We start from the raw sequence: 13410 nt of genomic DNA, 5'->3' as shown, positions 1-13410 counted from the left end.
AATAGACCTATTGACAACAAGGGTTTTATAGCGGATTCATGAACGGTGTACGTGATAGCCACAGTGATTAAACCACGCTTTCGCATCGGGGCCAGTAAGCCAGTCGATGGCGGTATGTAAGGCTTCTTCGAGCGCGTCGCGGGTCCGTGCCTGGGCGTGGCGCAGCTTGGTTTTGAGCTTGCTCCAGGCCTGCTCGATGGGGGTAAAGTCGGGCGAGTAGGGGGGCAGAAACAGCACTTCGATGCCGCGCCGGGCTAGCCACTCCCGCAGCCCGGTCAGGTGATGCACCCGCAGGTTGTCGAGGACCAGCACGTCCCCGCGCCGTAGCTGCGGGGCCAGGATGCGGCTGATATACAGGGCGAAGCTGCGCTGATTCAAGGCCCCTTCCAGCACCTGGACCCCGTGCAGCCCGTGCACGGACAAGGCGCCAATTAAGGTTAGGGAGCGGGCCGGGCGGCGCAACGGTACGGCCCCACTCACACGCTGGCCGGCCTGCGCCCGGCCATAGCGCCGCGTGTAGTCTAGGCGCAGGCCGGTCTCGTCCAGAAAATGAAAGCGGGCTACGTCGGGGCGTTGCGCGATAGCCGCGACGTGCGCGCTGCGCAAGGCGTGTACCCGGGGCGTATCGCGCTCAGTGGCGTGCAGGCTTTTTTTTACGTCGCCAGCCTTGTTCGTGTAGCACCCGCCAGACGGAGCCCCGGCTAACGGCTTGCCCGCGCTCAACCAGCAGGAGCGTCTGTAACTCGGCCAGGGTGGCATCGGGTTGGGCCGCCACCTGCTCCCCGAGCCAGGCCTGCGCCGCCGCATCCAGGCAGCGGGCCGGACCACCGCGGCCGGGCAGGGCGGCCAACTGCCCGCTTTGCCGCTGGCGACGCAGCAGCTTGCCGACGAAGGCCACACTCACGCAAAACCGGGCGGCGACGTGGGCTTGTCGCGCCCCGGGCTCGGCACACGCTTGCGCGATACGCTGCCGCAAATCAAGAGAATAGGCTTGCATACACCCGGTACGTAAACAGCTTTATAGTAGCTACACCGTTCTAGAATCCGCTATAAGTTGGTTTTCCGCTTGTGGGTCGCCCTCCGCGTTTAACGCCAGAACAAACATTAGCTAAACGAAGCCCTGAACTCCCCGGGCGAGAGGCTCGTTTTGGCCTTGAAAAGCTTGCTGAAGGAGGGTACGTGCTCAAACCCCAGCTCGTAGGCAATTTCGCTGACCGTCAAGGTGGTAGTCGAGAGCTTTTCTTTGGCTTTGGCAATCAGCTGGGTGTGAATATGCTGCTGGGTATTTTGCCCGGTGGCCAGGCGCAGGATATTGCTCAGGTACTTGGGCGACAGGTGCAGGCACTCGGCCACGTAGTGCACGGTGGGCAAGCCGCGCTCGGCCAGGTTGGGGCTGGCGAAATACTCATGCAGCAGGGTTTCCAGCCGTTCGAGCACCTGGTGGTTGGCTTTTTCGCGGGTGATGAACTGGCGGTGGTAAAACCGGTCGGCATAATTCAGCAGGCCTTCCACCTGCGAGATAATTATCTGCTTGCTGAACCGGTCAATATTGCCGCTGCATTCCTGCTCGATGGCCAGAATAATATTCGTAATAGTCGCCTCTTCTTTAGCCGATAAAAACAACGCTTCGCTGAGCGAATAATCCCAAAAATCGTACTGCTTGATGGTTTTGGCCAGCGACGTATTCCACAGAAAATCGGGGTGGATGTACACCACCCACCCCGATTTTTCTACCGCTTCGGCTTTGTTTGCCACCGCCATGCTAAACACCTGGCTAGGGGCCATAAACGACAGGATGCCTTCGTTGAAGTCGAACGGCTGCTGCCCGTATTTCATGCTCACGTTCCGCATTCGTTTGACGGAAATGGCGTAAAAATCCAGCAGCATCGTCGTGGGCTCCGCCTCGGCCTGGTGCGGCACGGCGCCCACATCCACCACGCTCAGCAGCGGATGCTGGGGCTTGGGCAGCTGCGCAAACTCGTGGAATTCGCTGAGCGTTTTGAAGTGCCTCATGCCGGCGCGTCGTCCTTGGTTATTTCCAGGATGAGCTTGCCCCGCACGTGCCAGGTCTGGCTTTCGCGGTGGGCATCGGCCACCTGCGCCAGCGGAAACACCTGGCTGACAAAAACCTTCACCTGCCCGGCGTCGATTAGCTGGGCGATTTCGGCTAGCCAGTCGTGCCGGGGCTGGTTGGGCGCCAACTCGCCCGTGGCCTGCTTTTGGGCCAGGGCGGCCAGCACTGTTTCATCAAACGGCGCATCGACGTTGACGCTCACGAAGATACCGCCGGGCTTGAGCACGGCCACCGATTTCAGGCGCTCCACGTTGTCGCGCTGGGGCGAGGCTTCGAGCACCACGTCCACGTCGCGCACCACGTCCTCAAACGGCTGGCTGCGGTAGTCCAGCGCCTCATCGGCGCCCAGCTCCTTAAGATACGCCAGGTTGCCGGCCGAGGCGAGGCCGATGACGTACGCCCCTTTGGCCTTGGCAAACTGCACCGCGAAGCTCCCTACCCCACCCGAAGCGCCCTGAATGAGCACGCGCTGGCCGGCCTGGAGCTTGCCGTGGGCAAACAGGCCCGTCCAGGCCGTGAGACCGGCCAGCGGCACCCCCGCCGCCTCGTTGAAGCTGAGGCCCTGCGGCTTGCGGGCAAACTGGCTGGCCTTGGCCGCGCAATACTCGGCGTAGCTGCCGTTGCCGGGAAAATTGGGCAGGCCGTACACGGCATCGCCGGGCTGCCAGTCGGTTACCGCACTGCCTACTTCGGCCACGGTGCCGGCCGCGTCCCAGCCCAGGGTCAGCGGCAAGGTCAAAAATGACCTCATCATCTCGTTGGCGCCTTCCCGAATTACCCAATCGACGGGGTTTACGCCGCTGGCGTACACCTTGACCAGGATTTCGTCCGGCGCCGGCACGGGGCGCGCTACGTCTTCGATTTGCAGGACCTCCGGCCCCCCAAATGCGTGGATTCTTACTGCTTTCATCGAAAATTATTTTCTGGTGGTTGACGATACAAAGGTCATCACCCCCCGAAAAGCAGGCTTACGCAAAATGCCCTTTGTGTTAGCCAAAATGCCGCCCGGTCCCGGCCGCTAGCCCGCCGGCTGCCCGTAGCGGCCAAAATGCCCTTTGTGTTAGCCAAAATGCCGCCCGGTCCCGGCCGCTAGCCCGCCGGCTGCCCGTAGCGGCTAGGGTCGCTAGGTGGCTGAGAGAGCGGGGAAAGATAAGGCGAAGTAGGAAGGCAAGCATGGGGCCGAACGTAGCGGCAGACAGTGTGCTATTTAGTTAACTACCCGTTTATCTTTCTTGTGCTGAAGACCACTCTTGAATATGAGAATCCCAGCAACAAGCACTAATCCTGTTCCAATCTCAGCACCAACTGGCCACTTATCCAAAGGTTGACTTAAATAGATTGAGACTACTTTTATCAATTGCACAAATCCACTTAGTGAGAGAAGCATCCCAAGAATTATTTTCAAATATTTCATTGCTTACAATTGAAAATAAACTAACTATTTAATTTTGTATTAAGGTCTTCCAAGGAAATAATCCCGAGTCTGCTTAATGCCATTGAAAAGTATGGCTCTAAGCCATTGTTATCATTTTCTGCCATAAATTTTTTCATCATTGGCATTATATCCGGATGTTCTTTGAAGGCATGTATTCTTTTCAAAGCAGTAAGCTTTACGTTCTTATTAGGGTCGGAAAGAATGGCAAATTGAAAAATAGCAAAATGATTTATATTTACTTGCTGTCTGTCACTAAACCTCATTAAAGCCAACATACGGTTGTCACTTGAAAGCTTTGCAAAATCCTCTAAAGTATCCATCTTGATGTCAGTTTGGTAAGCTGTGTCAATCGTTTTCTTCCTTCCAAATATTTTATCGAAAATATTCATAATCAATAACCGTTAATATCGTAGTTCTCGAAATTCTCCACACAGTAACTACGGGTATTACACAGCTATTGGTACAATGCCCGCAAGTATAAGCCACAACCAGCCCCACCCATTCCGCCCCCATCATAAATTTGCGCTTGCTTAACGGCTAACTCCCGTTCGCCTGCTTTATGAAACAAGAACTAGACCTGGCCCTCGCCCCCGAGGTAGCCTACAACGAGCTGGCCCGCTACGAGGCCATTCTGGCCGCCGCCGGCCTGCGCCCCGGCGAAGCCGATTTTGTGCACATCCGCAAGCGCTCGCTCGATGCGCGGGGCCGCCGGCCGCTCATCCGCCTGCGGGCCGACGTGTACGACCGCGCCACGCCCGCCCCCGCCCGCGAGCTGCTGGGGCCGTGGTTTGAATACCCCGATGTGCGGCAGGCCCGGCGGCGGGTGCTCATCGTGGGGCGGGGCCGGCGGGGCTGTTTGCGGCGCTGCGCTGCATCGAGCTGGGCATCCGGCCCATCGTGCTGGAGCGCGGCAAGGACGTGCGCACCCGCCGCCGCGACCTGGCCGCCCTCAACAAGGAACACCTCGTGCACCCCGACTCCAACTACTGCTTTGGCGAGGGCGGCGCGGGCACCTACTCCGATGGCAAGCTCTACACCCGCGCCACCAAGCGCGGCGACGTGGGCCGCATCTTGCGGCGGCTGGTGCAGCACGGCGCCACCCCCGATATCCTGGTCGATGCCCACCCCCACATCGGCACCAACAAGCTGCCCGCCGTGGTGCAGAGCCTGCGCGATGCCATCATCGAGGCCGGCGGCGAGGTGCGGTTTGAGACGCGGGTCGAGGATTTAATTCTGGAAGACAACCACTTGCGCGGTGTGGTCACGCACACCGGCGAGGCGCTGGAGGCCGAGGCCACCGTGCTGGCCACCGGCCATTCGGCCCGCGACATCTACGAGCTACTGCACCGGCGCGGGGTGGCCATCGAGGCCAAGCCGTTTGCCCTAGGCGTGCGCGTCGAGCACCCGCAGGCGCTCATCGACCGGGCGCAGTACGGGCGGCCCGAGCGCGGGCTGCTGCCGGCCGCCAGCTACGCGCTGGTCGAGCAAACCAAGGTGCGCGACGCCCAGCGCGGGGTGTTCTCGTTTTGCATGTGCCCGGGCGGCTTCATCGTGCCGGCGGCCACCGCGCCCGGCGAGGTAGTGGTAAACGGCATGAGCCCCAGCCGCCGCGACTCGCGCTTTGCCAACTCGGGCATCGTGGCCGCCGTGGAGCTGGCCGACATGGACGTAGCCCGCCACGGCGTGCTGGCCGGCCTGCGCTTGCAGCAGGAAATCGAGCAGCGCGCCTGCCGCCTGGCCGGCAACACCCAGCTGGCCCCCGCCCAGCGCCTAGGCGACTTCCTGCAAAAGAAACTCTCCCCTACCCTGCTCGAAACCAGCTACCAGCCCGGCCTGGTGAGCGTGGAGATGGACGCCGTGCTCGGCCCCGCCCTCAGCGAGCGGCTGCGGCAGGGCTTCCGCGCCTTCGGCCGCAAAATCCCCGATTTTGCCACCAACGCCGCCCAGATTGTGGGCGTCGAGAGCCGCACCTCGTCGCCCGTCCGCATCCCGCGCGACAATGAAACGCTGCGTCACCCGGTAGTGGCCGGCCTCTTCCCCTGCGGCGAGGGCGCGGGCTACGCGGGCGGCATCGTGAGCGCGGCGATGGACGGCGAGCGCGTGGCCGAGGCACTAGCGGTAGCCGTGGGGCGCTAAAACCCGTTTGTTTAATAATCGTTGTCATGCTGAGCTTGCCGAATCATATCTGCCGCGCCAGTTGGGTTACTGACCCTAGCGGCGCGGTAGAGATGCTTCGACAAGCTCAGCATGACGTGCTTTTTGATTTTATTTCCATGAAAACTTTAGTTTTAGGAGCCACCGACAACCCTGACCGCTACGCCTATAAGGCCGTGCATTCCCTGCAGCGCCACGGCCACGAAGTAGTGCCCGTGGGCATCCGCAAAGGCCAGGTGGCTGGCCTCGCCATTCACACCGACCGCCCCGCTGAGACGGGTATCGACACGGTGACGCTCTACGTCGGCCCCCAGAACCAGCCGGCCTGGTACGACTATATTCTCAGCCTCAAGCCGCGCCGCATCATCTTCAACCCCGGCACCGAAAACCCCGAGCTGGAGCAAAAAGCTCAGGCCGCCGGCATCCGAACCGAGGAAGCCTGCACGCTGGTGATGCTCAGCGTGGGGCAGTACGAGCAATAGGCTAGCCGTGAAAACTGTAGTGCTACCCGGCCGCCAGCTCGCCACCCGCGACGAGCTGCACGACTGGCTTAACGAAGCGCTGGCATTCCCTTACTATGGCCGCAACCTGGACGCGCTTTGGGATTTAATCAGCGCGACAATTCCGCTGCCCGTTACCCTTATCTGGCAAGACTTTGCGCACAGCCAGTTACTGTTAGGTGACTATGCCGACCGGACTTTGCAGGTTTTTCAGGAAGCTGCTGACCTCGATGAAGGATGCTATTTACAAGTAGATTAGCCCATAAGCCCTGGCCCCGCGCCGGGGCTTTTTTTATGTGCTGCTGCATTTACGCACTGCTACCCCCAGCGCGCCAGCGGCATTATTTCAACAAATTATTGACTTACACTTGCAAAGACCCGCCGCAGACCTCCTACTTTTGGCAGGTTGCTTAGTCAATTTAGTTGCATGAAAAACTACTACTTACTCGGGTTGCTCGGCGCCGGCCTGCTGGCCTTCCGGCCGGCTAGCCCTCTCCCCCGGCCGAGCCGCTGAAAGCCCAGGCCATTCAGGAATTGCAGGCCCATTACGCCGAGTATCGCCAGCTGGCCCAGCGCATCTGGGGCTTTGCCGAAGTGGGCTATAAAGAGACCCAAAGCTCGGCGCTGCTGCAAAAAACGCTGCGTGAGCACGGCTTTGCGGTGCAGGCAGGCGTGGCGGGCATGCCCACGGCCTTCGTGGCCACGTATGGCAGCGGCCAGCCGGTGATTGGCGTGCTGGCCGAGTTTGACGCGCTGCCGGGGCTAGCCCAGCAGGCAGTGGCTACGAAGACGCCCATTGCCGGCCAGGACGCGGGCCACGGCTGCGGCCACAACTTGTTTGGCACGGCCAGCGTGGCCACCGGCCTGGAGCTGCAAAAGCTGCTGAAGGAAGGCAAGCTGCACGGCACCGTGAAGGTGTATGGCTGCCCGGCCGAGGAAGGCGGCAGCGGCAAGGTGTACCTGGTGCGGGAGGGTCTTTTCAACGGCGTGGACGCGGTGGTGCACTGGCACCCCAGCAACGAAAACGCCGCCATGACCGGCTCGTACATCGCCAATAAATCGGCCAAGTTCCGGTTTCACGGCGTGGCGGCGCACGCCGCCGCCGCCCCCGAGCGCGGGCGCAGCGCCCTCGACGCGGTAGAAGCCATGGATGTGATGGTCAACATGATGCGCGAGCACGTGCCCCAGGAAACGCGCATTCACTACGTCATCACGAGCGGCGGCAAGGCGCCCAACGTGGTGCCCGACTTTGCCGAGGTCTATTACTACGTGCGCCACCCCAACCGGGCCGTGGTGCAGGCCGTGTTTGAGCGCGTGGCCAAGGCCGCCGAAGGCGCGGCGCTGGGCACCGGCACCACCACCGACTACGAGATAATCGGGGGCACCCACGAGCTGCTGGTCAACCAAACGCTGGCCCACGCCCTGCAAGCCAACCTCGAACAGGTTGGCGGCGTGACTTACACGCCCGAGGAGACCACCTTTGGCCAGCAGATTCAGGCCTCGCTAGGGGTGCCCGCGCCACCCGTGACCCAGGCGGCGGAAGTTGGAAGCTACAAGCCCCGCGACGCCGGGGGCAGCAGCGACGTGGGCGACGTGAGCTACGTGGTGCCCACCGTGGGCCTCACGGCCGCCACCTGGATACCCGGCACGCCCGCCCACAGCTGGCAGGCCGTGGCGTGCAGCGGCCTCGAAGTGGGCACCAAGGGCATGATGGTAGCCGCCAAGACGATGACCCTCACGGCTATCGACCTCTTCACTACTCCCGATTTGCTGGCCAAAGCCAAGGCGGAGCTTACGCAGCAGGTAGGCAGCTACGTGTACAAGCCGCTGCTCGGCGACCGCAAGCCGGCCCTGAACTACCGCGATTAGCGCGGCCTTTTTTCACTTTTTCCCGTTGCGACCATGAAAAACCGATACTCCTGGCGGGTAGCCGCGCTGTGGCTAGCCCTGCTGCCGCTCGGCCTGCGCGCCCAGCAGCACCCGTTCGAGCTGGCCGACCTGGCCAAGCTGACCGGCCTCTCGGACCCGCAGTTTTCGCCCGATGGCCAGCGCCTTGCGGTGGTGACTTCGACGCCCGACTACGCCGAGGACCGCTACCTGACGGGCGTGGTGCTGGTGGCCGTGCCCAGCGGCGAGCAGCGCGTGCTGGCCGCCAACAAGAACGGCCTGACCCAGCCCCGGTGGTCGCCCAGCGGCCAGGAGCTGGCCTACCTGGCCAAAACGGGCCCCGGCAAAGAGGCGGCGCTGCAGCTGTTTGTGCAGCCGCTGGCGGGCGGCGAGCCGCGCCAGCTCACGCACACCAAAAAAGCCATTCAGCACTACGCCTGGCGGCCCGATGGCAGCGCGCTGGCCTTCGTAATGGCCGACGAGCCCAGCAACGCGGCCGGGCCGGTGGACAAGGGCTACGATGCGTTTGAGGTGGGCAACAACGACTTGTTTCTGAGCGCGGCGCCCACGGCTTCGCACATCTGGCTGTTGCCGGCGGCCGGCGGCGAGCCCCGGCGCCTGACCTCGGGCGCGTGGAGCCTGCCCGTGACCATTCCGCCGGGGGCGCCAGCGTCGCCGCTTTCGTGGAGCCCCGACGGCAAATCACTGGCCTTTGTGCAGGTGCCCACGCCGCACTCGGGCAACGGCAACCAGCGCACCGTGCAGGTGCTCGATGTGGCCACGGGCGCGGTGCACCCGCTCACCACGCGCAAGCTGCTGGAGGGCTACCCGTCGTTTTCGCCCGATGGCACGCAGCTTTCTTATTGGTATCCGCGCCAGGGCAATACGATGAATATTAATGAAATATGGGTGTCGCCGGTGGCGGGTGGTGAGGGCCGGAACCTCACCCCGGCGCTGGACCGCGACGTATTTCGCACCATCTGGATGCCCGACGGCAAATCGCTGCTGCTAGGGGGGCTCGACGGCAACCGCACCTCGCTGTGGGTGCAGCCGCTGAAGGGCGGCGCGGCCCGCCGGCTCAACCTGGGCTCGGTGAGCCCCAACTGGTCATTTTGGGTCGATGTGGCCGTGAGCCGCACGGGCGCCGTGGCCTTTATCGGCACCGACCCTGGCCAGCCGGCCGAGCTGTTCTATCTGCCCTCCACTACGGCCAAGCCCAGGCAGCTCACCAACTTCAACCACGCCGTGAAGGACTTGCAGTTGGGCAAGGCCCAAACCCTGACCTGGCAATCGGACGGCGTGACCAACGACGGCGAGCTGACCTACCCGGCCAACTACGTGGCGGGCAAGCAGTACCCGCTGGTGCTCGTCATTCACGGCGGGCCCACGGCGGCTTCTACGGCCACGTTTTCGGCGCAGGCGCAGCTGTTTGCGGGCCGGGGCTACTTCGTGTTTGAGCCCAACTACCGGGGCAGCGACAACCTGGGCAACGCCTACAAGGCTGCCATTTTCAAGGATGCGGGTGCTGGACCGGGCCGCGACGTGATGGCCGGGCTAGCCCAGCTCAAGCGCAGCGGCATGGTCGATACTACCCGCATCGGCGTAAGTGGCTGGTCGTATGGCGGCTACATGACCGTGTGGCTGCTCGGCCACTACCCTACCGCCTGGAAAGCCGCCGTGGCCGGCGCGGCCGTCACCGACTGGCTCGACCAGTATAATCTGGGCGACTCGAACGTGCAGCGCGCGGCCGCCATCGGCGAGTCGCCCTGGCTGAGCGAGGCCAACGCCCTCAACTACCGCGAGCAGTCGCCCATTACCCTGGCCGGCCGCATCCGCACGCCCACCCTCATCCTGGCCAATACGGCCGACCCGCGGGTGCCCATCACGCAGTCGTACAAGCTGTTTCATGCCCTGAAGGACAACGGCGTCACGACCAAGTTCATCGCCTGGCCGGTGGCCGCGCACAATGCCAGCGACCCGGTGCGCCAGCGCGAGCGCAACCGCTTCTGGCTCGACTGGATGGACACGTATTTGCAACCCGGCGGCCACGCCGAGGCGCCGCGCGCCGGCTCGAATTAGCGGCTGTCAGAAATTTATTTTCGTCATGCGGAGCCCGGCGAAGCATCTCGCCCGAATCGTGTAGGATAGTACCCTAGCGATGCGAGCGAGATGCTTCGCCGGGCTCGGCATGACGTTCAGCTCCATTTTAATTTAATTTCCTCCGTTCATTTTCTACTTTCTATGAAAACCCTGGCCGACCTGGTATTACTCGGCGACCCGCGCCTCTACGAAGTCTGCGCACCGGTGGCCGAGGCCGACCTGCCCCTGGTGGCCGGCTGGGTAGCCGATTTGCATAATGTGATGCAGGAAGTGCGCGCGAAATACCACTTCGGGCGCGGTATTGCGGCCCCGCAGCTCGGCATCATGAAGCGCCTGGTGTACCTGCACCTCGACGGCCAGCCCCACGTGCTGCTCAACCCCGAGCTGAGCGAGTTGAGCGCGGCGATGTTTGCGCTCTGGGACGACTGCATGTGCTTCCCCAACCTGCTGGTGCGCGTGCGGCGCCACGAGTCCTTGACCGTGACCTACCGCGACGCGCAGTGGCAGCCGCGGCGCTGGGCCGTGCAGGGCGCTGTAGCCGAGCTAGTGCAACACGAGTGCGACCACTTGGATGGCATTTTGTGCACTATGCGCGCCATTGATAATCAGTCATTTCGGTGGCGGCCGTGACAAGACAAGTTCAGCACTTCGTCAGCCAGTATTTTAGCTTATTTAAAGCTTTATTCTAGTAATAAAATGCTAGTTCCCTCTCTAAGGAGTTGCTTAGGCAGGTATTTAGCGGCTGTCGCACTGGGCACGCTCACGGCTTGCAATAGCACACCTACGTCTACGCATCCTTCTGCCAGCGTTAAAAACCGACCTCCTCTCACCGCTAGGCCGACTCCTATCCTCCCTGCTACCAACCAAGATACACGGCTTTCGACAGAGCCAACGCCCTCTGGTGATGTGCCTTCGTTGCACAACCTGGCATTTGCCGATGACACTACATTGGCCCCGGGCCTGGTAGTCGGCTACCATAGCATTCCCCGAGCCGATACCGCCATAGTGGGTGACCCAGGCGACATAAAAATAGCGTTTACCATTCGGCAGTCAGGTAAAGAAATCTACCGTGATACCACCGATGGGCTAGCCTACGACCTGTCCGTGTTGGAACCGCTGGCCCGCCACCTCTACCCGCTCTGGATACCAACCGGGCCAGGCCGGGGCGAGTTGTTAATAGCCTATGATAACCGCCCCCTGAAGGCATTGGCGCGGCGCTTTTTTATTGAGCCTGACCGGGTTGCTCATATTGATACGCTCCTTACGTTTGACGGGCCGGCGCGCGATGTTGACCATGACGGCCGGGCCGAATTTTCCGGATTTTATAGTTGGGGAGAGCAGTGGGAGGATACGCGGGGCCGCCGACGGATGTATATTCCAACGCTCTATTACGAAGTCCGCCCCAGCGGATTGGTCCTAGATTCGGCGCTGACTCAGCGCAAAGCGAAAGCACAGTACGGCGCTTTCTACGGTTATAAAGACTCTGATATAAAGACTCTGACAAACCAATCATTTACGCTAAATAGCGAACTGCCCCGCCCCACCGGCGGGGCTTTTTCTTTGCAAAATTCATTCGCGCTAGGCAACCGCTAGCCCCTGCCCGGCATCTACCGCCCCAACTACCCCTAGCCACTGCCTTACTACTACCCTTTCTCGTGACTGAGCCCGACCTTATCGCCGCCTGCCTGCGGGGCGAGCCCCGTGCCCAGCACCAGCTCTACGACCAGTTTGCGGGGCTGATGCTGACGGTGTGCCGCCGCTATTTGAAACGGCAGGAAGACGCCGAGGAGGCCCTGCTGCTGGGCTTCGCCAAGGTGTTCCAGGCGCTGCCCACGTTTCGGCAGGAAGGCTCGTTTGAGGGCTGGATTCGGTGCATTATGGTGAATCAGGCCCTGATGGAGCTGCGCCGCCGCGAGCCGCTGCACCTTTCCTTCGAGGACTTTGCCCAACCCGAAAACCTGGCCGCCACCCCGCCACCGCCGATACCCAGCTGCAGGCCGACGAGCTGCTGGCCCTGCTGCAAAGCCTGCCCACCGGCTACCGCACGGTGTTCAACCTCTACGCCATCGAGGGCTACTCGCACCCCGAGATTGCGGAAGCGCTCGGCATCACGGAGGGCACCAGCAAGTCGCAGCTTAGCAAGGCGCGGGCCCTGCTGCAGCGGCGGCTACACGTAGTTATGGCTTCTTAATTTGCTATCCGCTATGCCTTCTGATAACCTTGATGACCTTTTTCGCCAGCAGCTGGGCCAGCACGCCACGCCGCCCGGCGAGGACCTGCAGCACCGGCTAGCCGAGCTGGCCGCGGCCGAGCGCCTCGACGCCCACTTCCGCACGGGGCTGGGAAGCCACGCTTCCCAGCCCCGCCGCGAGTTGTGGGAGCGCCTGGAAGACGAGCACCTGCACCCGCAGCCTAAGCGCCGGCGGGTAGCCTGGTGGCAGCTTTCGGCGGCGGCCGTGCTGCTGCTCACGCTGCTGGCCGGCGGCCTGTGGCGCGGTGGCTATTTGAACCAAGCCGGAGGTGGGCTAGCCAGCTCGCTTCCGACTACTAAAACCCCGGCCGGGGCTCCTCAAGTGGCCACCCATACCCTAGCCCAACCGCTGAATGACCAAAGCATTGCCAACAATGTCGCTGCCGCAAAAGAAAAAAACCGGAAAAATTTCTTTGCGCAGGCAACGGCCGCAACCGCTTCTTCATCTAGCCCCTCGATAGCCGCCGCTACCCGGCCGCGCCGCGCCGCCGCTGCGCTCCGGGAGGCTGGCCGCGTTCAGCAGCCGGACGCGGCAACAGGCCAGCTGGCCACCACCGGGCGGCGGAATAGCCCGGCTAGTAAGTCTCCGGCTGCTTCGGCCGAAGCGCTAGCCGTTGCGCCGGCTTCTGACCAGCGCCCGCCGGTAGTGGCCGTCGCCATGGCTTCCCAGCCCGAGATAGTCGAGGTCGAAGTGCGGCGCGGCCCCGAGCCGAGCCAGCCGGCCGCTGCACCGGTTATAGCGGCGGCCGAGCCGGCCCCCACCCGCCGGCCCCGGCTGCGGCTAGGAGGCCTGCTGCGCCAGGCCGACCACCTGGTGCACGGCGAGCCGGTGAGCCTGGCCGAGGCCACCGGCCTGCCCGAAACCGTGACGGTGCAGGCCCACCTCGGGGGCCGCACACTGAGCAAAACCGTTCAGCTATAAGCTCTTATCCCCTAGCCGAATAGCATCCTGTATTTCTGCCTTCGCACGAGGCAGGCTTCTCTTTCACAATCCTTTCGCAACGCCTTC

General features: G+C 62.5%; 13 protein-coding genes and 2 pseudogenes. 10 read left to right on the top strand and 5 right to left on the bottom strand.

Translation table 11 applies throughout. The features are described 5' to 3' along the window. Positions 1-36: 36 nt before the first annotated feature. The 5 genes from GKZ68_RS06855 to GKZ68_RS06835 all read right to left on the bottom strand — a co-directional run bounded on the left by GKZ68_RS06855 (position 37) and on the right by GKZ68_RS06835 (position 3898). Positions 37-723, bottom strand: coding sequence for an IS630 family transposase (locus GKZ68_RS06855; RefSeq protein ID WP_302051990.1), 687 nt, complete (start codon positions 721-723; stop codon positions 37-39). Next, a complete protein-coding gene (locus GKZ68_RS06850) occupies positions 632-997 on the bottom strand; it encodes a helix-turn-helix domain-containing protein (RefSeq protein ID WP_173110521.1) in 366 nt (121 codons plus the stop codon). Before GKZ68_RS06850 ends, GKZ68_RS06855 begins: the two co-directional genes overlap by 92 nt. 107 nt (positions 998-1104) lie before the next feature. Next, positions 1105-2013, bottom strand: coding sequence for an AraC family transcriptional regulator (locus tag GKZ68_RS06845; RefSeq protein ID WP_173112357.1), 909 nt, complete (start codon positions 2011-2013; stop codon positions 1105-1107). Continuing rightward, entirely contained in the window at positions 2010-2984 is a 975-nt protein-coding gene (locus GKZ68_RS06840; protein WP_173112354.1) for an NADP-dependent oxidoreductase, read from the bottom strand. The genes GKZ68_RS06845 and GKZ68_RS06840 overlap by 4 nt, the downstream gene beginning before the upstream one ends. A 524-nt stretch (positions 2985-3508) precedes the next feature. Further along, the gene (locus GKZ68_RS06835) at positions 3509-3898 is read right to left on the bottom strand and encodes a hypothetical protein (protein WP_173112351.1); all 390 of its coding nucleotides are present in this window, start codon (positions 3896-3898) and stop codon (positions 3509-3511) included. A 170-nt stretch (positions 3899-4068) separates the two neighbouring features. Between GKZ68_RS06835 and GKZ68_RS06830 the strand changes: the two are divergent. The 10 genes and pseudogenes from GKZ68_RS06830 to GKZ68_RS06790 all read left to right on the top strand — a co-directional run bounded on the left by GKZ68_RS06830 (position 4069) and on the right by GKZ68_RS06790 (position 13323). Next, positions 4069-5645: pseudogene (locus GKZ68_RS06830) on the top strand (NAD(P)/FAD-dependent oxidoreductase). 137 nt (positions 5646-5782) lie between these two features. Then, entirely contained in the window at positions 5783-6145 is a 363-nt protein-coding gene (locus GKZ68_RS06825) for a CoA-binding protein (RefSeq protein ID WP_173112347.1), read from the top strand. A 7-nt stretch (positions 6146-6152) separates the two neighbouring features. Next, on the top strand, positions 6153-6422 hold the full coding sequence (locus tag GKZ68_RS06820; protein WP_173112344.1) for a barstar family protein: 270 nt from the start codon (positions 6153-6155) through the stop codon (positions 6420-6422). Positions 6423-6697: 275 nt separating this feature from the next. Beyond that, a complete protein-coding gene (locus GKZ68_RS06815; RefSeq protein ID WP_254244189.1) occupies positions 6698-8032 on the top strand; it encodes an amidohydrolase in 1335 nt (444 codons plus the stop codon). A gap of 33 nt (positions 8033-8065) precedes the next feature. Beyond that, a complete protein-coding gene (locus GKZ68_RS06810) occupies positions 8066-10129 on the top strand; it encodes a S9 family peptidase (protein WP_173112341.1) in 2064 nt (687 codons plus the stop codon). Between the two features lie 162 nt (positions 10130-10291). Continuing rightward, positions 10292-10780: a peptide deformylase gene (locus tag GKZ68_RS06805; protein ID WP_173112338.1), complete on the top strand. Its 489-nt coding sequence runs from the start codon at positions 10292-10294 to the stop codon at positions 10778-10780. A gap of 276 nt (positions 10781-11056) precedes the next feature. Beyond that, a complete protein-coding gene (locus GKZ68_RS06800) occupies positions 11057-11743 on the top strand; it encodes a hypothetical protein (RefSeq protein WP_173112335.1) in 687 nt (228 codons plus the stop codon). A 146-nt stretch (positions 11744-11889) separates the two neighbouring features. Then, positions 11890-12003: pseudogene (locus GKZ68_RS22610) on the top strand (RNA polymerase subunit sigma-70); the annotation flags it as partial. A 17-nt stretch (positions 12004-12020) separates the two neighbouring features. Continuing rightward, complete coding sequence (locus GKZ68_RS22605; RefSeq protein ID WP_367949226.1) at positions 12021-12341, top strand: RNA polymerase sigma factor; 321 nt, start codon at positions 12021-12023, stop codon at positions 12339-12341. A gap of 13 nt (positions 12342-12354) precedes the next feature. After that, positions 12355-13323 carry a hypothetical protein gene (locus tag GKZ68_RS06790; RefSeq protein WP_173112332.1) on the top strand — a complete coding sequence of 323 codons (969 nt, stop codon included), beginning with the start codon at positions 12355-12357 and terminating at the stop codon, positions 13321-13323. The last annotated feature ends 87 nt before the right edge of the window (positions 13324-13410 follow it).

This window comes from Hymenobacter sp. BRD128, assembly GCF_013256625.1.
In the GTDB taxonomy this organism is placed as follows: Bacteria; Bacteroidota; Bacteroidia; order Cytophagales; family Hymenobacteraceae; genus Hymenobacter.
The sequence above is the reverse complement of the archived record's forward strand: the minus strand, read 5'-3'. Positions and strand labels throughout refer to the sequence as shown.

What these genes read in the sequence shown, in the direction of transcription:
- GKZ68_RS06850 (WP_173110521.1), bottom strand. Translation starts at nt 997, where the DNA reads ATGCAAGCCTATTCTCTTGATTTGCGGCAGCGTATCGCGCAAGCGTGT.
- GKZ68_RS06845 (WP_173112357.1), bottom strand. Translation starts at nt 2,013, where the DNA reads ATGAGGCACTTCAAAACGCTCAGCGAATTCCACGAGTTTGCGCAGCTG.
- GKZ68_RS06840 (WP_173112354.1), bottom strand. Translation starts at nt 2,984, where the DNA reads ATGAAAGCAGTAAGAATCCACGCATTTGGGGGGCCGGAGGTCCTGCAA.
- GKZ68_RS06835 (WP_173112351.1), bottom strand. Translation starts at nt 3,898, where the DNA reads ATGAATATTTTCGATAAAATATTTGGAAGGAAGAAAACGATTGACACA.
- GKZ68_RS06825 (WP_173112347.1), top strand. Translation starts at nt 5,783, where the DNA reads ATGAAAACTTTAGTTTTAGGAGCCACCGACAACCCTGACCGCTACGCC.
- GKZ68_RS06810 (WP_173112341.1), top strand. Translation starts at nt 8,066, where the DNA reads ATGAAAAACCGATACTCCTGGCGGGTAGCCGCGCTGTGGCTAGCCCTG.
- GKZ68_RS06805 (WP_173112338.1), top strand. Translation starts at nt 10,292, where the DNA reads ATGAAAACCCTGGCCGACCTGGTATTACTCGGCGACCCGCGCCTCTAC.
- GKZ68_RS06790 (WP_173112332.1), top strand. Translation starts at nt 12,355, where the DNA reads ATGCCTTCTGATAACCTTGATGACCTTTTTCGCCAGCAGCTGGGCCAG.